Here is a 25,304-nt window from a genome sequence, read left to right on the forward strand (position 1 = left end):
ATAAATATGACAGATTGGACAACATCGATGCAACGCGGCGTGGTTTCAGGCGCCGCTTCCAGCCTGGTAACGACGGCCGCGCTGGCCATGCTCGGACGTACGGAAACCGGCAGCGCCTACGCGCCGATGAACGCCGTCAGTCACTGGATCTGGGGCGACGAGGCCGCCGAACACGACGGCTTCTCGCTGAAGTACACCGTCACCGGCTACGCGATCCACCATGTCAGCGCCACCTTCTGGTCGGTGCTGTTCGAAAAACTGGCCGGCGAAAAACTCGACAAGAAGGATTTGCGCGTGACCCTCGCCACGTCCGCCGCGACCTCGGCCATTGCCTGCCTGGTCGACTACAAATTGACGCCGAAGAGCATGAACCCCGGCTATGAAATGCGCTTGTCGAAGAAGTCGCTGGCTGGCGTGTATGCCGCTTTCGCGATCGGGCTCGCGCTGGGCGCAGTCGCCCTGCGCCGTCATCGGTCTTAAGTCCTTGGGGTGGGCGCTGGCAGCCCCGCGGTTTCCCTCCCACCCTCGGTCATGCCGGCTTAAAACCCGTAATTCACCCGTCCATACACGAACCGTCCCGAGCGTCCGAACGCCGAGTAGTTCGAGAACGGGGTATTGCCGGTCGTGTTCAGCGACGGTGGCTGGGTTTCCGGGTACTGGTCGAAGACGTTGTCCGCGCCCAGGGCCAGGGTCATCTTCTTGGTCAGCGCATAGCGCGCTTCGAGGTCGACCAGGGTACGGGCGCCGAGCGGGAAGTCGAAGGCGGCTACCGTACCCGGCGTCATCACCTTGCCGTAGCGCGTGGCGCGGGCGGTCAATCCCATCGCGCCCAGCTTCCAGTTCAGGTTGGCGCTGAGCTTGTTCTTCGGCTGCCCTTCTTCGAGCGCGATGATGTTGGCCCGGTCGAACAGCACCGGCGCCGGGCTCAAGGCGGCCAACTGCGCCGTCACCGGTACCTTGGTCACCTCGGTGCTGTTGATATTGCCGGCCAGCGTGAAGTCGAAGCGCCCTGCCGTGCCGGCGTTGAGCGGCAAGTTCACGACGACGTCGATGCCTTCGGTGGTGGTATCGACGCCGTTGATGAAGAAGCGCCCGCCGCCCACGCCCACGAAACCCTGGGCGGCGATATAGGTACGCACGTTGGCCTGGGTCAGGTTCTCGGACAATACGATACGGTCGCGCATCTTGATGCGGTAGGCGTCGACCGTCACGCTGACCGGATCGAAACGCAGCACTGCGCCGAGCGACAGGTTCACCGACTTCTCGGCGTCGAGCGGCTTGGCGCCGAGGGCCACGGCCACCGGGTCGGTCGGCTTGAAGGTGGTGATCTCGAAAGGCACGCCGTTGATGAAATTGGTCGAGGTCGAGGTGAAATTCTGCTGTTGCGGCGACGGCGCGCGGAAACCGTTTTGCAGCGAGCTGCGCAGGGCGAAGCTCTTGCTGAAGTCGTAGCGGCCGGCGAACTTGCCGGCCAGGCTGCTGCCGTAGTCCGAATAGCGTTCCGCACGCACCGCGACCGAGGCCAGCAGTTGCGGCGTGACGTTCGCCTCGAGGTCGACAAAGGCGCCGACCGCGGTGCGGTGGGTGTTGATTTCGTTGGCGGGGCGGAAGCCCGGGAAGACCTGGGCTCCCGGTGCAGCCGGGGTGCCGTTGGCCAGCACCTGGCCGCCATAGCGGTAGGAATCCGGCTCACCGGCAAACAATTTGTAGCCTTCGCGCCGCACTTCGGTGCCCAGCGCGATGTTCAGCGGCGAGGCCAGGCCGGCCACATCCATCCTCTGCACGCCGGTCAGGTTCAGCACTGCCTGGTTGTAGGAAAAGCCACCGGCGGCGAATTCGGTCTTGCTGGTCGGGCCGATCGAGCGGTTGAGCGTGTTCTGGATCTCGAACTCCATCCGATTCTTGCCATAGCCGAGAGAAGCGTCCATGTCCCAGTTGCCGAGGGTCCAGGTGACGCCGCCGGTGGCGCTGTAGTCGTCGACCATCGGCGCGATGACAGGCAGGAAACCGTTCGGATAAATCGAGATGACGTTGCGCGCGTCCTGGGCCGGACGGAAGAAGCCGCTCGAGCGTGCCTGGCGGTTTTGATAGCTGGCCCAGCCGTAGACCTTGGTGCCGTTGCCGAGGTCGTTGCCGGCGTTGGCGAACACGGTGCTCTGCTCCATTTCCGGTTCGCCATACCAGGCATTGAAGCGGTCGATCGTGTTTTCGCGCGGGTCGAAGGCGCCGTTGGCCAGGCGCGGGTATTGCTGGCGCATGTCGTAACCGCCGCGCTCGGTGCGCGCCTGGTCCTTGTATTCGGCCGCGATAGTCAGGTGGCCGGACTCGCCGATCGGCAAACCCTTCCAGGCGCTCACCGTCGTGCTGTGGCCGTCGGTGCGCTCGCGTTTCGCCGGGCCGGACCAGGTGCCGCCGGCTGGCGGTACATCGTTGATCAGATCGTATTCGGTGATGCGCGCGCCATAGGTCACGCTCGCTTCGCCGCCACTGCGGTCGGTGCGCAGGCGCAGGTTGATGACGCCGGCGATCGCGTCCGAGCCGTACTGGGCCGCGGCGCCGTCGCGCAGGACTTCGATGTTGCGCACGATCGCGGTCGGGATCGTGTTCATGTCCACCGCCGCCGAGCCGCGGCCGATGCTGCCGTTCAGGTTGACGAGTGCAGACGAGTGGCGCCGCTTGGAATTGACCAGCACCAGGCTGTGGTCGGGCGCCATGCCGCGCAGCGTGGCTGGACGAATGGTGTCGGTGCCGTCGGTCAGCGATGGGCGCGGGAAGTTGAGCGATGGCAGCGCGATCGACAGCGACTGGTTCATCTCGGTGCTGCCGGTGTTTTTCAGGGTCTCGGCCGAAATGATGTCGACTGCCGAGGCGGTGTCGAGCGCGCTGCGGTTGGCCACGCGTGTGCCCGTCACCACGACGGTGGCGGCGCTGGCTTCGGTCGACGTGCTTTCCTGGGCGCCGGCGGTGCCAGTAAACATCGCCGCGATCGACAGGGCCAACACCGTTTGCTTCGTGGTTCTTGTCTGCATTTTCTTCCCTCTTGTTGATTGGCGGAGCGGCAAGCGCTACGGATCAGTCTGGAGGGCGACCTGGGACATGTCAAATTGCAAGGTGTCCACGAGGTCGGAATGCAACAATTGTCATTACGTCAGGATTGAGTAAGCTAAATCGCTTACCGTCCAGTGCGCCGATCAGTAGGCAGCTCAGTGGGCAGGCACCGCTTTCTTGCCGCGCATCTTGTTCACCAGCGTCACCACTACCACCACGATGGCGCCGACCGCCAGGCCGACCAGGGCGTCGAAGATGATCGGGCCGATCGCATGCAGCACGCCGCCGATGCCCGGCACCTCGCCCAGCCATTCGGCCAGGCCTTCGGAATAATGGTGCAGCAGTTCCCAGTTATGGCTGATGATGCCGCCGCCGACCATGAACATGGCGGCGGTGCCGACGATCGACAGCAGCTTCATCAGGCGTGGCGCGGCCGCCAGCAGCATGCGGCCCAGGGCTTGCGCGCCACTGTTCGCCTTCTTGGTGAGATACAGGCCGGCGTCGTCGATCTTGACGATGCCCGCGACCAGGCCATACACGCCGATCGTCATCGCCACGGCGATGATGACCAGCACCGCCACTTGCTGCATGAAGGGCATTTGCGCCACCGTGCCCAGCGAGATGACGATGATCTCGGCCGAGAGGATGAAGTCGGTGCGGATCGCGCCCTTGATCTTTTCCTTTTCGACCGCAACCATGTCCTGCTTGCCCAGCAGTGCCGCTTCCAGCTCCGCCTTGTGGGCCGCCTGTTCCTCCGGGCTGGTCAGGAATTTGTGGGCCAGTTTCTCGGCCCCTTCGAAGCACAGGAAGGCGCCGCCGATCATCAGGAGCGGAATGATCAGCCAGGGCACGAAGGCCGAAATCAGGAGCGCGGCCGGCACCAGGATGACCTTGTTCATCATCGAACCCTTGGCCACGGCCCATACCACCGGCAGTTCGCGCGAGGAATCGACGCCCGAGACCTGGTTGGCGTTGAGCGCCAGGTCGTCACCGAGCACGCCCGCGGTCTTCTTGGCGGCCACCTTGGTCATGGCGGCAACGTCGTCGAGGACGACGGTAATGTCGTCGAGTAATGCCAGCAAACTGCCTGCAGCCATGGTCCTGCTCCTGTGATTGACAATATGGCAGCATCTTAACCGAGCGCAGGGGGCGCAGGCACACGGTTCAGCGCGAGAAACTGCGTTTCAGCCGCGGAAATCTGCAGCTCGTCGCTTTCGGCACCCCGTTTTGCGCGGCGTACGTATAGTCAGTATCGAAGGCTGCGGATACGCCAGCCTCGCCTAGCCGAAGGAGACCAGGATGACCCCGAACACCAATCAAGCCATGCCAGCCATTCCCCAAGCGAGCGCACCGGTGCGCCGCACCCGTCCGCCGAAGCGCAAGACGCGCATCACCATCTACCTCGACGACGAGGTGCTCGACGAGTTCCGCAACCTGTCCGAGCGCAGCGGCACCGGCTACCAGACCCTGATCAACGCGGCGCTGCGCATGCGCCTGGGCAGCCCGGGCGCCGAGACCAGCCTGTCCTGAGAAAGCGACCGGCGGGGGGCGCCGGGAGATTACAAGTGGAAATCACTTGTGCTACTCTTCCGGCTCCTTGCATTTGCCTTCCCCGAGTCCGCGCATGAGTTTTGCCACCTGGTTCGCCTTCGTCATCGCGGGCACCGTGATCGCCATTTCCCCCGGTTCGGGCGCCGTCCTGTCGATGTCGCATGGGCTGGCGTATGGCGTCAGGAAGGCCAGCGCCACCGTCTTCGGCCTGCAACTGGGCCTGATCCTGGTGCTGGCGATTGCCGGCGCCGGAGTCGGCTCGCTGCTGCTGGCCTCGCCCACGGCGTTTTTCGTCGTCAAGGTGATCGGCGCCCTGTACCTGATCTGGCTCGGCGTGTCGCAATGGCGCTCGAAGGCGCAAACCGGCCCCACGGCCAGCGGCGCCGGCCTGGCCGCCCATCCTTCGCTGCGCAAACGCGTGCTGACCGGCTTCCTGACGAATGCTACCAATCCGAAGGGCATCATCTTCATGGTCGCGGTGCTGCCGCAATTCATCTCCAAGGATGCCGCGCTGCTGCCGCAACTGCTGATCCTGGGCGTGACCATGGTCACCATCGACAGCCTGGTGATGCACGGCTACGCCACCCTGGCGTCCTCGATGCAGCGCCTGTTCCGCGACCCGCGCGCGGTGCGCATCCAGAACCGCTTTTTTGGCGCGGTGCTGGTGATCGTCGGCTCCATGCTCTTTTTTGTCGAGCGGGCTGCAGACTGATTCCGTACTGCCGGGCTTGTATCAGTTTTATACTGGTTGCAACCGTCTGTAACCCCGATTGCCTGGCGCGGCTGCGCGCGGTGTAATCAGGTCGACGCATTCCGTCCCATTCAAAGACACCGCCTGGAGCCTTCCATGAAACTGCGCATCATGAAAACCGCGACGCTGCTGGCGCTGGCGGCGTTTTCCACTTTCGCCCTGGCGCAAGATCCTCCGGGGCGGGTCGGGCGCGTGTCGCTGGCCCAGGGCCAGGTCAGCATCAGCGTGCCGGGCGAAGCGGCCAGCGCTGCCCTCGTCAACTGGCCGGTTACTTCCAACAACACGATTGCCACCGCGGCGGGCGCCCGCAGCGAGTGGCGGGTCGGCTCGACCGCGGTGCGCCTCGACGGCGACTCCGCGCTGGAAGTGGTGCAGCTCGACGACGACAAGCTGCGCCTGCGCCTGCATTACGGCAGCGCCAGCATCCGCGTCGCCAACGCCGATGTCGCGGCCGGCTTCGAGCTGACGACCCCCGACGCACGCGTGCTGCTGCTGGGACCGGGCCGGGTGCGGGTCGATGCCGGACGCGAAGCTGACACCAGTACCGTGAATGTCTACGAAGGCCAGGCCGTGGTCGAAGGCGGCGGCGAGCGCCTCACCGTGCGCGCCGGCCGCAGCGCCCAAATGCAGGGCAACGACCTGCGTACGGGGCAAGCCCTGGCCGATACCTTCGACGCGTGGTCGGCCGCGCGCGACAGAGAGACCGATGCCAGCCGCGCCACCCGTTATGTGACGGCCGAGATGACGGGCTATGAAGAGCTCGACCGCCACGGCAGCTGGCGCGACGACAGCGAATATGGCGCCATCTGGCTGCCGAACGTCGCCTCGACCTGGGTGCCCTACCGCGACGGCCGCTGGACCTGGCTGGCGCCCTGGGGCTGGACCTGGGTCGACAACGCGCCCTGGGGCTATGCGCCTTCGCACTACGGCCGCTGGGTGCACCTGAACAACCGCTGGGCCTGGGCGCCGGGTCGCATCGAGCGCCATCCGGTCTGGGCGCCGGCCCTGGTCGGCTGGGTCGGCGGCGCCGGCTGGAACCTGAATTTCCATTCGCGCCCATCGGTCGCGCAGGGCTGGTATCCTTTGTCTCCTTACGATCACTTCGTGCCGGGCTACCGCCTGTCCGATGAACGCCTGCGCCGGCTGAGCTGGTATGGACGGGATGGCCGCAGGCACGACGACAAGCGTGACGGCAGGCACGACGGCCGGCATGACTACCGCCAGCGCGGCCTGACCGTGGTGCCGCAGGACCGCTTCGGCCAGCGCGGCGAAATCGTCGTGGCGCGCGAGCCGCGCGTGACGCCGCCCGCCACTTGGCGCAGCGCCCCGGCGGCGCTGCCGCCGACGCCACGCCTCATGCAACAGGCGATCAACCGCGCCCAGGACGAGCGCCGCGCCGACCGCCGCGATGAGCGCCGGGATGAGCGCCGGGACGAGCGCCGCGAGGGTCGCGCCGACGACAGCGAGCGCCGCGACGGCCGCTGGGCAGGACGTGGCGAGAACCGCCCTGCCCCCGCGCCTGGCGTCCTTGCACAGCCGGCGCCGAGCGTCACCGTCGCGCCGGTGGCACCGAATTCGCTGCCGCAGCCGGGCCTGGTGCGCCAGCCGGAGACCATCAATACCCTGCCCCCGAGCGGCTTCCAGCGCGAGCCGCGTGGCCGCGAGGAGCGCGCCAGCCGCGACGGCTTAGAGGAGCGCCGCCAGCGTTTCCAGGAACGCCAGCGCGACGATGGCAACCGTGGCGCCGGCGCGGCCATGGAGGCTGCGGCAGCCCGGGCTCAAGCCCAGGCGCAAGCCCAGATGCAAGCGCAGATGCAGATGCAGCGGGCGGCCCCCGCGGCGGTGGCGCCACCTGCGCCGAGGGCGATGCCGGCGCCGGAACCGGCCCGCAGCCAGGCGCCGGCAGCCTTCTCGCAACCGGCGCCGGCGCCGGTGCCGCAGACCATGCGCCGTGGCGACGACGGTCCGCGCCACCGTAGCGAGGAACGGATGCGCCAGCGTAGCGACGACGGCCCCCGCGAGCGCGGCAACGTTCGCCAGATGGAGCAGTAAGGGGAAACGAAACATGGCCGGCGCACTGCCGGCCATGGGTGCCTTCTCGCCGGCAACAGTACGGACCCTGCGCGCATTGGCTACAATGCGCTTTTGCACTGGAGTGGCACTATGGACCCGAAAGATTCCCTCATTGAATACCCGAGCGACTTCCCGATCAAGGTGATGGGCCCGTCGCACGTCGCCTTCGCCGCCACGATCACCGAGCTGGTGCTGGGTTTTGATCCGACCTTCCACGACGGCCGCATGGAAGTGCGCCCTTCCGGCAAAGGCAACTACATCGGCCTGACCTGCACCGTGCGCGCCACCAGCCGCACCCAGCTCGACGACCTGTACCGCGCACTGTCGGCGCATCCGATGGTCAAGATCGTGATGTAAGACCGGATACGCATGCACCCGCTCCGCCCAGCCGGTCCTCTCGTTCGCGAGCTGGGCCGCGCCGACTACGAACCGACCTTCGCCGCCATGCGCGCATTTACCGAGGCGCGTACCCCGGACACGCCGGACGAGCTCTGGATCGTCGAGCATCCGCCCGTGTTCACGCTCGGCCTGGGCGCCGACCGCGGCCACCTGCTGGCCGGACCCGGCGTGCCGGAGCACGCGATTCCCGTGGTGCAGACCGACCGCGGCGGCGAAGTAACCTACCATGGGCCCGGCCAGGCCGTGATTTACCTGCTGATGGACCTGCGCCGCAACAAGCCGGGCGGCAAACTCTACGCCCGGCAATTTGTGGCGAAAATCGAACAGGCGGTGATCGAGGTGCTGGCGGCGTATAATCTCGGCGGTGAACGTGTCGCCGGCGCGCCCGGCATCTATATTGCCGAAGGCCCGCGCCGCGGCGCAAAAATCGCCGCGCTCGGCTTGAAAGTGCGTGGCAATGGCTGCACCTATCATGGCGTTTCGCTGAACGTGGCAATGGACCTGGCGCCGTTCTCGTGGATCAACCCTTGCGGTTATTCCGGCCTGGCCACCGTCGACATGCGTAGCATGGGCGTCGAAGCGCCGCTGGCCGGGGTGCAGGCCGCATTGGCGCAGGCACTGATACGGCATCTTGCCACTGTGAATACTGACGCCGCCGAACCGAACAACTTCAACTGAAGCCCGCCCGGGCCCCAAGCGATATGACTATCGAAACCGACATCGGTCTGAATTCTGCCTCGAACGCTGCCTACAACGCCCTCGACAAGCAAAAGGGCGCCAGCAAGACCGCGCGCATCCCGATCAAGATCGTGCCGATCGCCGACGCCGAGCGCCTCAAAAAGCCGGACTGGATTCGCGTGAAAGCGGCGAGCGCCTCCTCGCGCTTCTACGAAATCAAGGACATCCTGCGCGCGAACAACCTGGTCACCGTCTGCGAAGAAGCGAGCTGCCCGAACATCGGCGAATGCTTCGGCAAGGGCACCGCGACCTTCATGATCATGGGCGACAAGTGCACGCGCCGCTGCCCGTTCTGCGACGTCGGCCACGGCCGCCCGGACCCGCTCGACATCAATGAGCCGGGCAACCTGGCCAAGACCATCGCCGATTTGCGCCTGTCGTATGTCGTGATCACCTCGGTCGACCGCGACGATTTGCGCGACGGCGGCGCCGGCCACTTTGTGGACTGCATTTCCAAAACCCGCGCACTGTCGCCGAACACCAAGATCGAAGTGCTGGTGCCGGACTTCCGCGGCCGCCTGGCCAAAGCCCTGGCGATCTTCGCCGATGGCCTGCCGGACGTGATGAACCACAACCTGGAAACCGTCCCGCGCCTGTACAAGGAAGCGCGCCCGGGCGCCGACTACAAGCACTCGCTGGAACTGCTGCGCGATTTCAAGGCGCTCTACCCGCACGCCGTCACCAAGTCCGGCATCATGGTCGGCCTCGGCGAAACCGACGAGGAAATCCTTCAGGTGATGCGCGACATGCGCGAGCACAATGTCGAGATGCTGACCATCGGCCAGTACCTGTCGCCGTCGAACTCGCACCTGCCGGTGCGCCGCTACGTGCACCCGGACCAGTTCAAGAAGTTCGAGGAAGCCGCCTACGAGATGGGTTTTGTCCACGCAGCCGTCGGTGCGATGGTGCGTTCTTCGTACCACGCCGACCAGCAGGCGCATGGCGCCGGTGTCGAGTCGGGCGTGGCTGCCTGATTCGCCGCGCAGCGACAAGGAAGGGCCTCCGCGGAGGCCTTTTTTTATTCCCGCTTGTTCCAAAGGAACGGAACAGGAAGTCTGCGCCATCCGCGCTATAGTTGTAGCAAGCAGACATCATTTTTGACGATACTTGAGCCATCCATGAGCAACCCACGCTACGACGCGACCGACTCCGACACTGGCGACGACGACGCCTTCCTCGAACGCGAACTGAACCTGGCCGCGCGCGGCATCGAACTGGTCAAGATGGAAGGGCGCGTGTTCCTGCGCTTTTCCGGCGAAGTGAAATACGAAGGCCTGCGCGTGCGCTATGCGCTGGTGCCGGCGCGCGGCGTGCTGGCCAAACCGAGCAAGTGGCGCAAGATGGACCTGGCCACCCGGCGCGACCTGATCGAGGAGCGCACCGGCGACAAGGCCGTCGCCGAACTGGAACTCGACACCGAGGATTTTGTCCGCGAAATCGCCGAGCTGGCCGACGATGCCGGTTTTGACCCGCGCGATTTTCTCGGCGTGCTCGATGAACTGGAAACCTCGGAGCCGGCCGACTACGTCTTCGAGCGGATCCGCCAGCGCGTCGAGCATGCCGTCGAACGCGAGCAGGAAGAGCGCCATGCCGCGCGCACCAAGGAAAGCATCAACCTGGCCGAGTACCCGGAGTCCTTCGAGGTGGCCAGCCGCATGCAGCGCAAGTTCATCGCCCTGCTCGGGCCGACCAATTCGGGCAAGACCCACCGCGCGATGGAAGCGTTGGCGAAAGCCGGCAGCGGCGCCTACCTCGCGCCTCTGCGCCTGCTGGCGCTGGAAAACTACGAACGCCTGCTGGCGGCGCGGCCGCACGGCGAACCGTTGAAAGTCAGCCTGGTCACCGGCGAGGAACGCCGCATTGCCGAGGGCAGCACGCATGTGGCCAGCACCGTCGAAATGCTCGACTCCCGTAATCCGATCGAAGTGGCCGTGATCGACGAGATCCAGATGCTGGCCGACCGCGACCGCGGCGCCGCCTGGACCGCCGCCGTGTGCGGCGCGCCGGCGTCGACCGTCTACCTGGTCGGCGCACCCGAGGCGCGGCGCGCGATCGAGGCGCTGGCCGAGCGCCTGGAGGTGCCGCTCGAGGTGCACATATTAAAACGCATGGCGCCGCTGGCGATGGAGCCGGGGCCGGTGCGCAAACTGTCGAACCTGCGCCGCGGCGACGCCGTGATCGCGTTTTCGCGGCGCGAGGTGCTGATGTGGCGCGACATGATCACCGAAAAGGGCCTGTCGGTGGCGACCGTCTACGGCAACCTGTCGCCGGAAGTGCGGCGCGCCCAGGCCGAGCGCTTCCGCGAGGGCAAAGCCGACATCGTGGTCGGCACCGACGCCCTGGCGATGGGCCTGAACATGCCGATCGCGCGCATCGTCATGACCACGGCCGTCAAGTACAACGGCGTCGAAGAGGAAGAAATTTCGGCGGCGCTGGCCAAGCAGATCGCCGGACGGGCAGGGCGCTACGGCGTGCACGAGGAAGGCTTTGTCGCCGGCTATGACGACGACACCCACGAAGTGATGCGCTCGCTGATGAAGGAAAAAATCCCGCCGGTGCCGGCCAGCGGCTTTGCGGTGGCGCCCTCGCTCGAGCAGCTGCACCGGATCTCGTCGGTGACCGGCGAAACCTCGCTGGTAAAGTTGCTGAAGCGCTTCGTCCACAACATCGACGTGCCGGACGGCTTCTTTTATCCGCGCATCACCGAGGAACAGAACGAACGCGCCGAATGGCTCGATACCCTGGACCTGACGGTGGCCGAAAAATTCATGCTCTCCCTGGTGCCGATCTCGAGCCGGGTGCCGATGCTGCAAAGCGCCTGGGAACACTGGGCGCTGGCGCTGGCGAAAAAGAAGGTCAGCCGCGTGAGCCCCCATCCCGAAGGCCTGCTCTGGAAGAATTTGCAGGAGGTGGAAGACACCTGCCGCATGTATTCGGCCTATGCCTGGCTCGGCTACCGCCAGCCGGAGTTCTTCCCGAGCATCGAGGAAGCGCAAAAGCTGGCGCGCGAGGCTTCGGAGCGGGTCGATTCGCTGCTGCAGCAGCAAAATGCGGCCACGCGCAAGCGCCAGGGTGTCCAGGGCGGCTTCGGCAAACCAAAACGCAGGGCCTGACGATGACCAACCACACCCCCGCCTCCTTCAACCAGATCGGCGCCGGAACCCTGCCCGGCCACCTCGGCATCGAGATCCTCGAGGTCGGTGAGCAGCGCCTGGCCGCGCGTCTGCCCATCCAGCCGCACTTGCTGGCGCCGAACGGCTACCTGCACGCTGGCAGCATCGTGACGCTGGCCGACACCGCCGCCGGCTATGCCTGCATCGCCAACCTGCCGGAAGGCGCCAGCAATTTCACGACGATTGAATTGAAATCGAACCATTTCAGCACCGCGCGCGAAGGCGCGATCCGCTGCGTGGCGACGGCCGCGCACCTGGGCCGGACGACGCAAGTGTGGGATGTGACGGTGACGAACGAGGCCAACGGCAAGACCATTGCCCTGTTCCGCTGCACTCAAATGATTCTCTATCCTAAATAAACTTAGGGAGACGGCACGCAAGCCGCCGCCACGCCGGCTGCGGTGCCCCCCACGGCCGGCAGGTCCGACGGCGCTTTGCCGTTGCCGACCAGGATGGCCGGCTGGCCCTTGTAGCTCAGTTTGAGTTCTTCTCCCGCATACTTTTCGAGCGCCTTGGGCACGAACACGGCGAAGCGGTAATTCAGGTCCGGGTAAAAGCCGCGCTGGAAAATCTGCTCGGGCGGCCCTTCCTGGATTTCGGCGGCAATGGCGTCGAGGATGGGCCGGGTGTCGCCCGTGTTGTTCAGGTCGGCTTGCCCCTGGTAACGCAGGGAGTAGGGCGGCAGGCCGCCAAATTCGCGCTCATCGTAACTGACGCGGAAATGGTGGACGTTGTAATGGAAGCCACGGCTTGCATGCCGGGTGACGTCGACATTGCACACGACAAAAATGGCCCAGAAGCCGCCGGCATCGACCGGTGACAGGTGGCCGACGCGGTACAGCGCGCCCGAAAGGGGGATGGGGTTGGTAAAGCGGATCTCGTGCGCATTGGCCACGTGCTGGTAGTGCAGGACCGCCACGGCCTTCGGCTGCGGCCCGGCACAGGCGCTCAGGCCGGCGAGCGCGGCAAGCATGCCTATCCTGCGGAAAAAGTGACCCATTGCATCTCCTTTGCGAGCATGACCGCGCGTCCTCGGGCAGCGGACGCATCAAGCTTGGCCGATTCCGACATTGCAGGCTTGAGGCAAGTCAGGCGTGCTGTGGTGTGACAGCTTCAGTTTAATGTCAGATCGTCATGCGGGCAAGACAAGCACGGCCGAGTCGCGCCGTCCCTCAGCTGGCGGCGAGCGCCTTGCGCAGCAGCGCGTGCACTTCGGCAAAGTCGGGTTCGCCGACGTAGCGCTTGAGGATGCTGCCGTCCTTGCCGATCACGAAGGTGGTCGGGGTCAGGGTCACGTCGCCGAAGGAGCGGGCAATGTCGCCGCCTGAATCGAGGGCGACGATGAAGGGGAGCTTGCGCGTTTCGGTGAAATTGAGGACGTAGTTGGGCGGGTCGTACTGCATCGCGACGGCGACGAATTCCAGGCCCTGGCCCTTGAATTTGGTGTAGGTGTCGACCATCGCCGGCATCTCGCGCACGCAGCTGACGCAGGAAGTTGCCCAAAAATTGACCATCACCACCTTGCCGCGCAGGTTGGCCGTGCTGATCTTGTCGCCGGCGATGCTGATGAAGGTGACCTCGGGCGCTTTTTCCGGCGCCAGCGTGGCATAGCCGATGCCGGCCAGCGCCAGCACGGCGGCGCCGATGGCGGCGGGTTTGATCCAGGAGCGGGTGGCAGCGGTCATGGCTTGACAGGTAAAAAAAGCGGGACCGCAGTCCCGCCGGCGATTACAGGGCGACCGAAGTGCTCTTCGGGAATTGCGCGCGCAGTTCTTCTTCGCTCATGTACTCGAAGAGTTTGACGACGCGCTGGACGCCGGCCACGCTCTGGGCGATCTTCGCGCCCAGATCGCCTTCGCGCTGGGTCACGCGGCCCATCAGGTAGACAGTGCCGCGCTCGGTGACGACCTTGAACGAGGTGGCCGAAATCGTCTTCATCTCGATCAGACTGCCCTTGACGTTGCCAGTGATCAGCGCGTCCGAGGAGCGCGAGGTATAGCTCGATGGACCGGCAACGACCAGTTCGTTGATGACGGCTTGCACGCCCTCGATACGGCGCACCTCGTTTTCGACAGCCGTCTTCATGGCTTCGTCGCGCACTTCGCCGGTCAGCAGCACCTTGCGGTTGTAGCTGGCGATATTCACGTGGCCAGCGCTGCCGACCAGTTTCGGCACCTGCACTTCGGCCTTGACCGTGATCGACTTGTCCTCGGTCTGGGCGCCCAGCGTGCGGCGGTCCATGGTTGCGGCCGCACCCATGGCGGCGCCGCCGACGATCAGCGGCACGCAGCCTTGCAGTGTTCCCAGCAGCGCAACAATCAGGACGGCTTTCGCCAGCGGGTGGGCGTTCAGGCCGGGTTTAATCATTCTCGTCTCCTCCGAAAAGCGCGACGTCGATGCCGTCGCAAATGCAATGGATCGCGACCAGATGCACTTCCTGGATGCGCGCGGTACGGCTGTGCGGTACGTTGATGTGGACGTCGGCATCGGTCAGCAGCTTGGCCAGCGCGCCGCCGTCCTTGCCGGTGAGCGCCACGACGCGCATTTCGCGCTCGAGCGCCGCTTCCACGGCGGCCAGCACATTGCCCGAATTGCCCGAAGTGGAAATGGCCAGCAGAATATCGCCGGCCTGGCCAAAGGCCTGCACCTGCTTCGAGTAAATCTCGCGGAAACTGTAATCGTTGCCGACTGCCGTCATGATCGAGGTATCGGTCGTGAGGGCAATGGCCGGCAAGGGAAAACGCTCGCGCTCGAAACGGCCGACCAGCTCGGCGGCGAAGTGCTGGCAGTCGGCGGCGGAACCGCCGTTACCGCAGGCGAGGATCTTGTTGCCATTGGACAGGGCGCCGAACATCAGTTCGATCGCCTGCGAAATAGGTTGCGACAGGGCCGCGGCCGACCTCAGTTTGAGATCGGCGCTCTCCTGGAAGTGAGCAAGGATGCGTTGAGTATTCATAGCCGAAGATTATAGTGTAGTACCCGGCAGTGGCGGAAAAGCGTTTTTAGAAATGCTTACAATTAAGGGACTGTTAAGGCTGGATCGCGTTGCGGATCCATTCCAGCTTGCCGGCGTCGATGGCAACCACGTCGAAGCGGCAGGGTGGAAGCCTGGGAAAACGCTGCAGGTAAAACTGGGCGGCGCGCACCAGGCGCCGGATCTTGGCCGGCGTGATGCTGGCGGCGGCCCCGCCATGGCGCCCGTCGGCGCGCTGGCGCACTTCGACGAACACGAGCGTGTCGCCGTCGCGCATGATCAGGTCGATCTCGCCGCTTTTACAGGTGAAATTCGCCTCCACCGGCGCCAGGCCCTGGTCTTGCAGGTGGCGCAGTGCGACTTGCTCCCAGTCGCGGCCCTGGGCCTGCTTTCCGGACAAGCGCGGCGGCCACATGGCGATGTCCCTTTAGCGGGTGATTTGCACCGCGTCGAAACCGATGCCGTCACGGTAGACGGCGGCAGTCTCGTCGCGCCGCAGGGTCCAGGCGCCATTCGTCATGCGCACCGAGAGGCGGCCCGTCACGCCATCGAGCTCGAAATTCGCGCCGGGACGCAGCAGCAGTTCGCGGGCGACGCGAAAGGCATCGATGCCGAGCGCGTACAGGCGCTGCATGTCCAGCGAACCGTCGACCGATTGCGCCTCGAGCGGGCGCGCCTGGACTGGCCGTGGATAATTTACGACTTGCGGATGGTCGGGCTGGGTCGTCCAGGGCATGTCGAGCAGGCGGACGCCTTCCAGTTCCGGAACAGGATTGCCCTTTGTCGCTCCCGGATTGGCGGCCGACACCGCATAGGTCGGAAGTGCGGTGCCGAGGGCGCTGCGCACCTGGCGCAGCTGGCCGGCGTCGAGCGCGGCGAACACCAGTTGCGGGCGGTCGACCGCGAGGCGCGAACGCAGCTCGGCCAGCGCATTGCCGTCGACATAGCCGTCCTGTACCGGCAGTTCGACGGTGGCGTTGCTGTGGCCCAAGCGCGACCAGCGCGCGGCAAAGGCGCCGGCGACGCGCTGCTGCCAGGCAGCCGGTCCTCCCAGCACGAGCGCGTGCCCGGCCGGGTGTTCGCTGGCGGCCCAGTCGGCTACCTGGCGCGCTTCGTCTTCGAGCGACAGGCCGACGACCAGCATCTGCTGCGGCAGCGGCCGTTCGATCTGCGGATGGGTCAGCGCCAGCGTCGGCTTGGTCACGCCATTACTCGCAGCGACGGCGGCGACGGCGGAGCGGGCCAGCGGGCCGACGACGATGTCGTTCTGCTCGACGGCCCGGGCGTAGGCCGCCAGCGTCGATTCAGGCGTATCGCCGCTGGCGATGACGTTCACTTCGATGCCGGCGCGCTCGCGTTCATGACCGGCCAAAAAGCCGGCGCGCACCGCTTCGGCGGCCTGGACCAGCGAGCCCGACTGCAAAGGCAGCAGCAGGGCGATGCGGGCCGTGCCGTTGGCCGGCGCCGCGCGTGCCGCCGATCCGCCCTCCACCGGGTACAGTTCGACCGGCGAAGTGACCGTGTCCGACGGCTTCTGTTCAGGCGCTGGGGCGGGTCGTGGCGCACTTGTGTTTGGCTCGGCGGGCGCGCACAATCCGCCCGGTACACCGCAGCCGCGATCGGGCGGCAGAGGCGTGCTGCCGCAACCCGCAAGCAAGCCGAGCACGCTCGTTGCGATCAGGCCTTTTAGAATTTTTATGTGCATTGCACCCTCGAGATGACCGATAACATGAGTGAAAACGTGGCTGAAAACCTTACAGGCCAGTCCATCGATATTGCGCGGCTGCCGGTGATGGCCGAGGCAGCCCAGCAGTCTTATCCTACGGCAACATTGTACGTCGTCGCCACGCCCATCGGCAACGCAACCGACGTCACGCTGCGGGCGCTGCACCTGCTGGCGCTGGCCGACGTGGTCGCCTGTGAGGATACCCGCAAAACCGGCGCACTGCTCACCCGTTACGGCTTGAACAAGCAGATGCTGGCGGCCCACCAGCACAACGAGCGCGAAGTCGCCGACAAGCTCGTCGCCCGCCTGCGCGCCGGAGAACGGGTGGCGCTGGTGTCGGACGCCGGCACCCCGGCCGTGTCGGATCCCGGCGCGCGGATCGTCGACGCCGTGCGCGCGGCCGGCCTGCGCGTGATTCCGCTGCCGGGCGCCTCGGCAGGGATCGCGGCCTTGTCGGCCAGCGGCCTGGTGAACGACCGTTTCAACTTTGTCGGTTTCCTGCCGGCCAAATCGAAGCAGCGCGAGACGGCATTGCTGGCCCTGGCGCGCGAAGCGGCCACCCTGGTGATCTACGAAGCGCCGCACCGGATCGTCGATTGCGTCGAAGCGCTGACCGGCGCCTTCGAGCCGACCCGCCAGGTCGTGTTCGCGCGCGAGCTGACCAAGATGTTCGAGGAAATCCACCGCTGCCCGCTGTCCGAAGCGTTGGCCTGGGTTAAGGCCGACCAGCACCGCGAGCGCGGCGAATTCGTGGTGCTGGTCGAAGGCGCGACCGTCGAAACCGATGCCCAGGATGCCGAGGCCGAGCGCATCCTGAACATTCTGTTGGCTGAATGCAGCGTCAAGCAGGCGGCGAATCTGACCGCGCAGATTACCGGGCGCAAGAAGAATGCGCTGTATGAGCGGGCGCTGCAGATCAAGGGCGAGTGATCGGGTTTCACCACCTACACCCGCTATCCTTCTTGTCCGCCAACAGGAAGAGCGGCGCCAGCAAGCCTCCCGGCACCCCATCCTTGCAATTGCGCCGTTTCGCCGCGCCGATGGCGCGCGCGGCGCGGGTTTCGGTCTCCAGCGGCGGCTCGGGGAACTGGGCGACGGCCGTGCCTTCCCTGGCCGGGTCGCGGAGATTGGCCAGCGAACGCGCCGCCTTGCGCGCCGCATCGAGGTCGAAACGCGGGGTGTCGGTCGGCGCCGGCGCTGGCGGCGCCTGTTCGACGACGAAAGGATCGGGCTTCGCCGGGGCCTCGGGTGCGGGTGCTACCGCGATTACCCGATTCTTCTTGCGCGGTTTGACGGAGCGCGCGGGTGCGGCGGCTGCGGCCGCTGGCGGCGCCGGCGTTTCGACACGGAGTGCAGGAGGCGGCGCCGGCTGCACGCGGATGGCGAGCGGCCGCGGCGCCTCGGGCGCAAGGTCCGGCGCGCCGCCGCGCCAGCTGGAAAGCAGCAGCCCATGCGCGGCCAGCGACAGGGCAAGGCCCGCGCCGATACGTTGCGTCATGCCTGTCGCTGCCGGATGCACCATGCCCCTGTCCTGTCGCCGTCCTGTCGCAAGAGCGACCCAAAAAAATCCGCTATTTTTCTCAGCCGCCTTGACCGAATGCCGGCCGTCGACTATCATTGCTGTCTTCGGAGTGTAGCGCAGCCCGGTAGCGCACCTGGTTTGGGACCAGGGGGTCCAAGGTTCGAATCCTTGTACTCCGACCAGCATTGAGAAAAAAGCCGACAGCGAAAGTTGTCGGCTTTTTTCGTTTACCTGTTGCAGACGCAGACTGACAAAAAAGCCCCGGGTCGAACATGCTTCGACCCGGGGCTTGTTGCTTGGTTCATCCCAGGCGTTTCGCCGCCAGCGCATTCCCGGCGCGGCTCGCGCCCTTTCTCCCCAGATGCTGCGAGATGAACTGGCCGGCGTCGACTACCTGGTCGAGGTCGATCCCGGTGTCGATGCCGAGGCCGTGCAGCAGATACAGCACGTCTTCGGTGGCGACGTTGCCGGTGGCGCCTTTCGCATACGGGCAGCCGCCCAGTCCCGAGACCGACGAGTGGAAGATCTGCACGCCCACTTCCAGGCTGGCGTAGATGTTGGCCAGCGCCTGTCCATAGGTATCGTGGAAGTGGCCCGAGAGCTGCTGCAGCGGGAATTCGCGGGCGGCCGCCAGCATCACTTCCTGGGTCTTGCGCGCGGTCGATACGCCGATGGTGTCGGCGATGTCGATTTCGTCGCAACCGAGGTCGCGCATGCGGCGCACCACGTCGGCGACGGCTGCCAAGGGCACGTCGCCTTGATAGGGGCAGCCGAAGGCGGTGCTGACGCTGCCGCGCAGGCGCAGGCCGTTCGCCTTGGCGGCGCGCGCCACCGGCTCGAAGCGCGCGATCGATTCGGCGATCGAGCAGTTGATGTTCTTTTGCGAGAAGGCTTCCGAGGCCGAGCCGAAGATGACGACTTCATCGGCGCGGGCGGCAAGGGCCGCCTCGAAGCCCTGCATGTTCGGCGTCAGCGCCGAATACAGGGTGCCGGGGCGGCGCATGATCCCCGCCATGACTTCGCTGCTGGTGGCCATCTGCGGCACCCATTTCGGCGAGACGAAGGAGGCCGCCTCCACGTTCGAAAAGCCGGCGCGCGACAGGCGGTCGACCAGTTCGATTTTCACTTCGGCGCTGATCGTTTCCTTTTCGTTCTGCAGGCCGTCGCGCGGACCGACTTCGACGATCTTGACCTTCTTCGGCAAGCTGGCTTGGCTATTCATATCAGTATCCCAGTGTGCGGTCGACAAGGTCGTCGACCGCTTGACCCGCTTCGACAGCGGTGATTTTATCGATGATCTGGCGCACCGCCTCGCCGCGGACGGTGAGCGCGGAGATGTGCGGCGTGATCGTGATGCGCGGCTCGTCCCAGAACGGGTGCGGCGCCGGCAGCGGTTCGTTGCGGAACACGTCGAGCGTGGCGCCTGCGATGTGGCCGGAACGGATCAGGGCCAGCAAGTCCGGTTCGGCCACCTGGGCGCCGCGCGCGACGTTGATGACATACGCGCCCTTCGGCAAGGTCGCCAGGCGCCGGCGGTCGAGCAGGTTGCTGGTTTCAAGCGTCAGCGGCAGCAGCGACACCAGCACCCGCGTGCCGCTTAAAAATGCATCGAGCGAGGCCATGCCGGCAAAGCAGTCGACACCCGGGACATCCTTGGGCGTGCGGCTCCAGCCGCGCACCGGAAAACCGAAGGAGCGCATGGTTTCCGCCACCCGCAGACCGAGTTTGCCCAGTCCCATGACGCCAATCGTAAACTCTTCCTTCGCATGCGGCGTCAGCGGCGACCACAGGCCGTGGCGCGCCTGCTCCTCGTATTCGTCGAAGCGGCGGAAATAGCGCAGCGTCGCATAGGCCACGTACTCCGCCATCTGCACGGCCATGCCGGCGTCGCCCAGGCGCACGATCGGCACAGCAGGCAAGGCGTCCCCGAATTTTAGAACGGCATCGACCCCGGCCCCCATCAGGAACACGGCTTTCACGCCGCCCAGCTGTGCCAGCAGGGCCGGCGCCGGATTCCACAGCACGGCGTAATCGCAGGGAGGCAGGGTCTCGCCTTCCTTCCAGCCGAGGATGTCCGCGCCCGGCAGCGCCCGCGCGAAGTCCTGCGCCCAGGGCGCAACGACGCCGTCGCCGCGGTACAGGAGGATGCGCATCAGGCGGGCCCCGGCGTCAGGCGGCTTTGAAGGCGAGCAGCGGCGCGCCATCGGCCACCTGGTCGCCGACCGCATACAGCACTTCCTCGACCAGGCCGTCCGACGGCGCGGCGATGGTGTGCTCCATCTTCATCGCTTCCATGATGACCAGCGGGTCGCCCTTTTTCACTTCCTGGCCGGCCACGGCCATCACCGCGACCACTTTGCCCGGCATCGGCGCGGTCAGGCGCCCGCCGGTGGCTTCCGCCTCGCCGGCATGCGCCATCGGGTCGTGATAGGCCAGGGCGTAATGCTCGCCGTTGGTGAACACGTGGAACAGGTCGCCGTCGCGGCGCACCGCGCCGTGCATCGACGCTTCGCCGAGGCGGATCGACAGGGTGGCGCCATCACGGCCGGTCACCGTTAAAGGCTGCTTGATGCCGTCCACGTCGAGTTCCCAGCCCTGCGGGTGGTAGACCACGCCGACCTGGTAGCTGGCTGCGTCCAGCCCGGCGGCGTACTCATCGCCAAACGAGAGCACGCGGCGGTAATCGTTGTTCAGGCGCCAGCCCTGAGCCTGGCCCCAGGGATCAAACGGGTTGGCGGAGGCACCGCTTGAAATCTGCTTTTCCGCTTCGATCAGGGCGACGCTTGCCAGGGCCAGCGCGCCGGCCGGGGCCGGACGCACGGGCGGGAACAGCGAGGCGCCATTCCTTTCGATCAGGCCGGTGTCGAGGTCGGCGCTGGAGAAGGCCTCGCCTTCGACCAGGCGTTTCAAGAAGGCGATGTTGGTGGCCAGGCCGACGATCTGGAATTCGGACAGGGCCTGCGACAGCCGCGCCAGCGCCTGGGTGCGGTCGGCGCCCCAGACGATCAGCTTGGCGATCATCGGGTCGTAGAAGGGAGAAATGGCGTCGCCCTCGCGCACGCCCGAATCGATGCGCACCGGCGCCGGTTCCACGCCCGCCGTGCGGCCCAGTTCGAAACTGACGGCATCCGGCGTATCCATGTGGCGCAGCGTGCCGATCGACGGCAGAAAACCTTTTTCCGGATTTTCGGCATAGATGCGCGCTTCGATCGAATGGCCGTGGATGCCCAGTTCATGCTGCTTTTTCGGCAGCGGCTGGCCCGCGGCCACGCGCAGCTGCCACTCCACGAGATCGGTCCCGGTGATCATTTCGGTGACCGGGTGCTCCACCTGGAGGCGCGTGTTCATTTCCATGAAGTAGAAGGAGCCATCCTGGTTGGCGATGAATTCGACCGTGCCGGCGCCCACATAGCCGACGGCGCGCGCGGCGTTCACGGCCGCTTCACCCATCGCGGCGCGGCGGTCCGCCGGCATGCCCGGAGCCGGCGCTTCTTCCAGCACCTTCTGGTGGCGGCGCTGCACCGAGCAGTCGCGTTCGTGCAGGTAGACGCAGTTGCCCAGGGTGTCGGCAAACACCTGGATTTCGATGTGGCGCGGGCGGGTCAGGTATTTTTCGACCAGCACCTTGTCGTCGCCGAAGGAGCTGATCGCCTCGCGCTTGCAGGAGGCCAGCGCGGCGACGAAATCTTCGCTGCGTTCGACCACGCGCATGCCCTTGCCGCCGCCGCCGGCGCTGGCTTTGAGCAGCACCGGGTAACCGATGGCGTCGGCCTGGACCCGCAGGAACTCGGGGTCCTGGTTCTCGCCATGGTAGCCCGGCACCAGCGGCACGTTCGCCCCTTCCATCAGCTGCTTGGCGGCCGATTTGGAACCCATCGCGCGCATCGACGAACCCGGCGGCCCGATGAAGACCATGCCGGCGGCGGCGACGGCTTCGGCGAACTCCGCATTCTCCGACAGGAAGCCGTAGCCGGGGTGGATCGCCTGGGCGCCGGCCGCTTTCGCCACCTCGATAATCTTCGCGCCGCGCAGGTAGCTTTCCTTGGCGGCGGCAGGGCCGATCCACACTGCCTCATCGCAGACGGCGACGTGTTTCGCGCCGGCGTCTGCATCCGAATACACGGCAACGGTACGGATACCCATGCGGCGCGCGGTGGCGGCGACGCGGCAGGCGATTTCGCCACGGTTGGCAATGAGGATTTTGGTGAACATGCGTGTTGTCTCGCTTAGGGTTGTTGTTCGTCGATAGCCGGGGCTTAGCAGCCGCAGCTTTCCTTCGGCGCCGATTCCAGGGTGGCGGCGCGGGTTGTCAAGCCCAGCTTGGCCAGCAGCGCCTGGTCGTCGCCGGCTTCCGGGTTGCCGGTGGTGAGCAGCTTGTCGCCATAGAAAATCGAGTTCGCGCCGGCCATGAAGCACATTGCCTGCACCGCGTCGCCCAGCTGGCGCCGTCCGGCCGACAGGCGCACGCGCGCTTGCGGCATCGTGATGCGGGCCACTGCAATGGTGCGCACGAATTCGATCGGATCGAGCGCCTCCAGGCCGTGCAGCGGCGTGCCCTCGACCTGCACCAGGTGGTTCACCGGGACCGATTCCGGATACGGGTTCATGTTCGCCAGCTGCGCGATCAGGCCGGCGCGCTGCTCGCGCGTTTCCCCCATGCCGACGATGCCGCCGCAGCAGACTTTCAAGCCGGCCTGGCGCACGCGGCCCAGGGTGTCGAGGCGGTCCTGGTATTCGCGGGTCGAGATGACGTTGTTGTAGAAATCCGGCGCGGTGTCGATGTTGTGGTTGTAAAAATCGAGGCCCGCCGCTTTCAGCTGCTCGGCCTGTCCTGCTTCCAGCATGCCCAGCGTGGCGCAGGTTTCCATGCCCAGTGCCTTGACTTCGCGCACCATTTCTTCGACCTTGGCCATGTCGCGCTCTTTCGGGCTGCGCCAGGCGGCGCCCATGCAAAAGCGGGTGGCGCCGCTGGCTTTGGCCTGGCGCGCGGCGTCCAACACGGTGTCGATGTCGAGGATTTTCTTGGCTTCGACGCCGGTGTCGTAGCGCGCCGCCTGCGGGCAGTAGCCGCAGTCTTCCTCGCAGCCGCCGGTCTTGATCGACAGCAGGGTCGCCAGTTCGACGTCGCCATCCGGGAAGTGGACGCGGTGGGCTTGCTGGGCGCGGAACATCAGCTCGTTGAACGGCAGGTCGAACAGCGCCAGCACGTCGGCCAGCGGCCAGGTGGCGTCCGGACGCTCGGTGATGGCGGCGCCAGGGCGGTGGAGGGCGACGGTTTGCGGTGCATTCATGGTGTGTCCTTAGTAGTGCTTGTGTACGTTACAGAGCCCGCGTCGACGGCCAGCCAGGCAGTCCCGCGAGGTCGATGAATCGGGCCGCGTCCAGGGCGGTCGGCTGCTCCAGGCGCGGCACGATGCCGAGCAGGGGCGCCGGGATGCGCGCGGCCAGGGCGGCGATGTTTTCGTCGAAAAAGCGCATGTCCGGGTCGACCGTGTTCGCGACCCAGCCGGCCAGCACCAGGTTGCGTGCGACGATCGCTTCCACCGTCAAGAGCGCGTGGCTGATGCAGCCCAGGCGCATGCCGACCACGAGGATGACCGGCAGGTCCAGCTGCGCGGCCAGGTCGGCGCTGTCGAAATCGTCGTTGAACGGGACCCGGAAGCCGCCCACGCCTTCAACCACGACGGCGTCGGACGCGGCCAGGATTTCGGCGTACGCCGCGATGATCGGCACCGCCTCGATCGTCACGCCTTCCAGCTGGGCCGCGATGTGCGGAGCGGCCGCTTCACGCAGCAGGTAGGGCGTGGTGATGTTCGGCGGCAGGTGGACGTTGCCGCTGGCAGCCAGCAGGTCGGCGTCTTCGTTGTGCAGTTCGCCGTCGATCCACTCGGCGCCGGCCGCCACCGGCTTCATGCCGCAGGCGCGCAGGCCGCGTGCGACCAGCTTGTGCAGGATCGCGCTCGAGACCAGGGTCTTGCCGATCTCGGTGTCGGTGCCGGTGACGAAGCAGCAAAAGCGCAAAGGAATGCCTTCGGCGGCCAGCGCTTCGGCAGGCGCCAGCACGGGTTCGACTTCTTCGTCCGCCGGCAGCGGCCGCGTGGCGGGAACGACCGGTTCCACGATGGGCTCGTCCGGCTCATTGAAATTGATGACCTTGAAGCTTTCCATCACGCTCCTTCCAGTTCGTTGAGCGCGGCGGCCAGGCGCGCGACTTCATCATGGGTATGGGCGGCGGACAAGGTCACGCGCAGGCGCGCCGTCCCCTTCGGCACGGTCGGCGGCCGGATCGCCGGCACCCACAGGCCCTCGGCATACAGCGCGGCGGCCACCCGCAGCGCTTCCTCGTTGCCGCCGATGAGGATAGGCTGGATCGCGGTGGCCGAGGCCGGACGCTGCCAGCGCCGCAGTTGCAGGGCGAGGCCCAGTTGCTCCACCAGCGACGCCAGGTGCGTGCGCAGCGCAGTGCCTTCCTCGCTGGCGATGATGTCCAGGCTGGTGAGCAGCGCATGGGCCAGCGCCGGCGGCGCGGCCGTCGTATAGATATAGGGCCGCGCGCGCTGGACCAGCAGTTCGATCACGCTGGCATGCGCCGCGACAAAGGCGCCGCCCACGCCGGCCGCCTTGCCGAGCGTGCCGACATAGACCAGGTTCGGCGAGCGCAAGCCAAAATGCTCGAGCGCGCCGCGTCCCCGGGCGCCGAGCACGCCGAAGCCGTGGGCGTCGTCCACCACCAGCCAGGCGCCGTGGCGCTCGCACAGCGCCAGCAAACCGGGCAGCGGCGCCAGGTCGCCGTCCATCGAAAAGACGCTGTCGGTGGCGACGATCCTGGTGGCGGCGCCGCTGGCCGCCAGTTGCGCCTCCAGCGCGGCCAGGTCACCATGCGGGTAGATGCTGACATCCGCTTTCGCCAGCCGCGCGCCGTCGATCAGCGAGGCGTGGTTCAGCTGCTCGGAAAAGATGGTGGCGTCGGCGTCCATGCCGAGGGCACTGAGGGTCGCCAGGTTGGCCATGTAGCCGGTGCTGAAGTAGAGCGCGCGCGCGTCCTCGATATGGGGAGAAGCAAATTCGGCCAGGTGTTCTTCCAGAAGCGCGTGGGCGCGGCCATGGCCGCTGATCAGGTGCGAGGCGCCGCTGCCGGCGCCGTAGAGCTGGGCGCCTTCGCGCAGGGCGGCGACCACGCGCGGGTGCGCCGCCAGGCCAAGGTAATCGTTGCTGCAAAAGGCCAGCATGGCGCGTCCGTCCACCACCTGCCGCGGCGCGCAGGGTGTGTCGGCCACCCGGCGGCGGCGGATCAGGCTGTGCGCTTCGAGCGCGGCCAGCTTGCGGTTGACGTTGTCGATCAGGTCCAT

At 66.3% G+C, this 25,304-nt stretch carries 25 protein-coding genes and 1 tRNA gene; 11 read left to right on the top strand and 15 right to left on the bottom strand.

The genetic code is table 11. The features are described from left to right. Nucleotides 1–6 precede the first annotated feature (6 nt). Nucleotides 7–480, top strand: coding sequence for a hypothetical protein (locus tag AC56KZ_RS13165; RefSeq protein WP_497162624.1), 474 nt, complete (start codon nucleotides 7–9; stop codon nucleotides 478–480). Between the two features lie 59 nt (nucleotides 481–539). Here the strand turns inward: AC56KZ_RS13165 and AC56KZ_RS13170 are convergent, their stop codons facing one another. Together AC56KZ_RS13170 and AC56KZ_RS13175 are read right to left on the bottom strand one after the other, a co-directional pair. Beyond that, nucleotides 540–3,029 (bottom strand): TonB-dependent receptor plug domain-containing protein, encoded by a 2,490-nt coding sequence (locus tag AC56KZ_RS13170; protein WP_497162625.1) that lies wholly within the window; start codon nucleotides 3,027–3,029, stop codon nucleotides 540–542. 174 nt (nucleotides 3,030–3,203) lie between these two features. Next, complete coding sequence (locus AC56KZ_RS13175; RefSeq protein WP_497162626.1) at nucleotides 3,204–4,145, bottom strand: DUF808 domain-containing protein; 942 nt, start codon at nucleotides 4,143–4,145, stop codon at nucleotides 3,204–3,206. A gap of 202 nt (nucleotides 4,146–4,347) precedes the next feature. Between AC56KZ_RS13175 and AC56KZ_RS13180 the strand changes: the two genes are divergently transcribed. The 8 genes from AC56KZ_RS13180 to AC56KZ_RS13215 all read left to right on the top strand — a co-directional run bounded on the left by AC56KZ_RS13180 (nucleotide 4,348) and on the right by AC56KZ_RS13215 (nucleotide 12,092). Continuing rightward, nucleotides 4,348–4,578: a BrnA antitoxin family protein gene (locus AC56KZ_RS13180; RefSeq protein ID WP_497162627.1), complete on the top strand. Its 231-nt coding sequence runs from the start codon at nucleotides 4,348–4,350 to the stop codon at nucleotides 4,576–4,578. 94 nt (nucleotides 4,579–4,672) lie between these two features. After that, nucleotides 4,673–5,311: a LysE family transporter gene (locus AC56KZ_RS13185; RefSeq protein ID WP_497162628.1), complete on the top strand. Its 639-nt coding sequence runs from the start codon at nucleotides 4,673–4,675 to the stop codon at nucleotides 5,309–5,311. Between the two features lie 135 nt (nucleotides 5,312–5,446). After that, nucleotides 5,447–7,402 carry a DUF6600 domain-containing protein gene (locus AC56KZ_RS13190; protein ID WP_497162629.1) on the top strand — a complete coding sequence of 652 codons (1,956 nt, stop codon included), beginning with the start codon at nucleotides 5,447–5,449 and terminating at the stop codon, nucleotides 7,400–7,402. 111 nt (nucleotides 7,403–7,513) lie between these two features. After that, nucleotides 7,514–7,780 (top strand): DUF493 family protein, encoded by a 267-nt coding sequence (locus AC56KZ_RS13195; protein ID WP_497162630.1) that lies wholly within the window; start codon nucleotides 7,514–7,516, stop codon nucleotides 7,778–7,780. A gap of 12 nt (nucleotides 7,781–7,792) precedes the next feature. Next, entirely contained in the window at nucleotides 7,793–8,500 is a 708-nt protein-coding gene (gene lipB / locus AC56KZ_RS13200) for a lipoyl(octanoyl) transferase LipB (protein WP_497162631.1), read from the top strand. A 23-nt stretch (nucleotides 8,501–8,523) separates the two neighbouring features. Next, nucleotides 8,524–9,534 carry a lipoyl synthase gene (gene lipA, locus AC56KZ_RS13205; protein WP_497162632.1) on the top strand — a complete coding sequence of 337 codons (1,011 nt, stop codon included), beginning with the start codon at nucleotides 8,524–8,526 and terminating at the stop codon, nucleotides 9,532–9,534. Between the two features lie 144 nt (nucleotides 9,535–9,678). Beyond that, a complete protein-coding gene (locus AC56KZ_RS13210; protein ID WP_497162633.1) occupies nucleotides 9,679–11,673 on the top strand; it encodes a helicase-related protein in 1,995 nt (664 codons plus the stop codon). A gap of 2 nt (nucleotides 11,674–11,675) precedes the next feature. Continuing rightward, complete coding sequence (locus AC56KZ_RS13215; RefSeq protein ID WP_497162634.1) at nucleotides 11,676–12,092, top strand: PaaI family thioesterase; 417 nt, start codon at nucleotides 11,676–11,678, stop codon at nucleotides 12,090–12,092. A gap of 2 nt (nucleotides 12,093–12,094) precedes the next feature. On the opposite strand, the gene AC56KZ_RS13220 is transcribed toward AC56KZ_RS13215, so the two are convergent. From AC56KZ_RS13220 to AC56KZ_RS13245, 6 genes are all read right to left on the bottom strand, one after another. Further along, a complete protein-coding gene (locus AC56KZ_RS13220; protein ID WP_497162635.1) occupies nucleotides 12,095–12,733 on the bottom strand; it encodes a hypothetical protein in 639 nt (212 codons plus the stop codon). A gap of 172 nt (nucleotides 12,734–12,905) precedes the next feature. After that, entirely contained in the window at nucleotides 12,906–13,418 is a 513-nt protein-coding gene (locus tag AC56KZ_RS13225) for a peroxiredoxin family protein (protein WP_497162636.1), read from the bottom strand. A gap of 43 nt (nucleotides 13,419–13,461) precedes the next feature. Further along, nucleotides 13,462–14,100 carry a BON domain-containing protein gene (locus AC56KZ_RS13230; protein WP_497162637.1) on the bottom strand — a complete coding sequence of 213 codons (639 nt, stop codon included), beginning with the start codon at nucleotides 14,098–14,100 and terminating at the stop codon, nucleotides 13,462–13,464. Then, nucleotides 14,093–14,689, bottom strand: coding sequence for a phosphoheptose isomerase (locus AC56KZ_RS13235; RefSeq protein WP_497162638.1), 597 nt, complete (start codon nucleotides 14,687–14,689; stop codon nucleotides 14,093–14,095). Before AC56KZ_RS13235 ends, AC56KZ_RS13230 begins: the two co-directional genes overlap by 8 nt. 73 nt (nucleotides 14,690–14,762) lie before the next feature. Further along, nucleotides 14,763–15,122: a YraN family protein gene (locus AC56KZ_RS13240; RefSeq protein ID WP_497162639.1), complete on the bottom strand. Its 360-nt coding sequence runs from the start codon at nucleotides 15,120–15,122 to the stop codon at nucleotides 14,763–14,765. Nucleotides 15,123–15,134: 12 nt separating this feature from the next. Further along, nucleotides 15,135–16,412 (bottom strand): penicillin-binding protein activator, encoded by a 1,278-nt coding sequence (locus AC56KZ_RS13245; RefSeq protein WP_497162640.1) that lies wholly within the window; start codon nucleotides 16,410–16,412, stop codon nucleotides 15,135–15,137. Nucleotides 16,413–16,499: 87 nt separating this feature from the next. Here AC56KZ_RS13245 and rsmI point away from each other — a divergent pair, with 87 nt between their 5' ends. Further along, entirely contained in the window at nucleotides 16,500–17,363 is an 864-nt protein-coding gene (rsmI, locus tag AC56KZ_RS13250; RefSeq protein WP_497162852.1) for a 16S rRNA (cytidine(1402)-2'-O)-methyltransferase, read from the top strand. Between the two features lie 7 nt (nucleotides 17,364–17,370). Here rsmI and AC56KZ_RS13255 read toward each other — a convergent pair whose 3' ends face one another. After that, complete coding sequence (locus AC56KZ_RS13255; RefSeq protein ID WP_497162641.1) at nucleotides 17,371–17,931, bottom strand: hypothetical protein; 561 nt, start codon at nucleotides 17,929–17,931, stop codon at nucleotides 17,371–17,373. A gap of 129 nt (nucleotides 17,932–18,060) precedes the next feature. Here AC56KZ_RS13255 and AC56KZ_RS13260 point away from each other — a divergent pair. Then, nucleotides 18,061–18,137: transfer RNA gene (locus AC56KZ_RS13260), tRNA-Pro, on the top strand. Between the two features lie 119 nt (nucleotides 18,138–18,256). Here the strand turns inward: AC56KZ_RS13260 and AC56KZ_RS13265 are convergent. From AC56KZ_RS13265 to bioF, 6 genes are read right to left on the bottom strand one after another with little or no spacing between them, the layout of a single operon-like run. Continuing rightward, nucleotides 18,257–19,177 (bottom strand): hydroxymethylglutaryl-CoA lyase, encoded by a 921-nt coding sequence (locus tag AC56KZ_RS13265; RefSeq protein WP_497162642.1) that lies wholly within the window; start codon nucleotides 19,175–19,177, stop codon nucleotides 18,257–18,259. Nucleotide 19,178: 1 nt separating this feature from the next. Continuing rightward, nucleotides 19,179–20,108 (bottom strand): 2-hydroxyacid dehydrogenase, encoded by a 930-nt coding sequence (locus tag AC56KZ_RS13270; protein WP_497162643.1) that lies wholly within the window; start codon nucleotides 20,106–20,108, stop codon nucleotides 19,179–19,181. Nucleotides 20,109–20,124: 16 nt separating this feature from the next. After that, a complete protein-coding gene (locus tag AC56KZ_RS13275; RefSeq protein ID WP_497162644.1) occupies nucleotides 20,125–22,167 on the bottom strand; it encodes an acetyl/propionyl/methylcrotonyl-CoA carboxylase subunit alpha in 2,043 nt (680 codons plus the stop codon). 44 nt (nucleotides 22,168–22,211) lie between these two features. Then, on the bottom strand, nucleotides 22,212–23,246 hold the full coding sequence (gene bioB, locus AC56KZ_RS13280) for a biotin synthase BioB (protein ID WP_497162645.1): 1,035 nt from the start codon (nucleotides 23,244–23,246) through the stop codon (nucleotides 22,212–22,214). Between the two features lie 28 nt (nucleotides 23,247–23,274). Further along, entirely contained in the window at nucleotides 23,275–24,123 is an 849-nt protein-coding gene (bioD, locus tag AC56KZ_RS13285) for a dethiobiotin synthase (RefSeq protein ID WP_497162646.1), read from the bottom strand. Then, nucleotides 24,123–25,304 carry an 8-amino-7-oxononanoate synthase gene (bioF, locus tag AC56KZ_RS13290; protein WP_497162647.1) on the bottom strand — a complete coding sequence of 394 codons (1,182 nt, stop codon included), beginning with the start codon at nucleotides 25,302–25,304 and terminating at the stop codon, nucleotides 24,123–24,125. The genes bioD and bioF overlap by 1 nt, the downstream gene beginning before the upstream one ends.

Source organism: Telluria sp. LT2P34 (assembly GCF_059685915.1).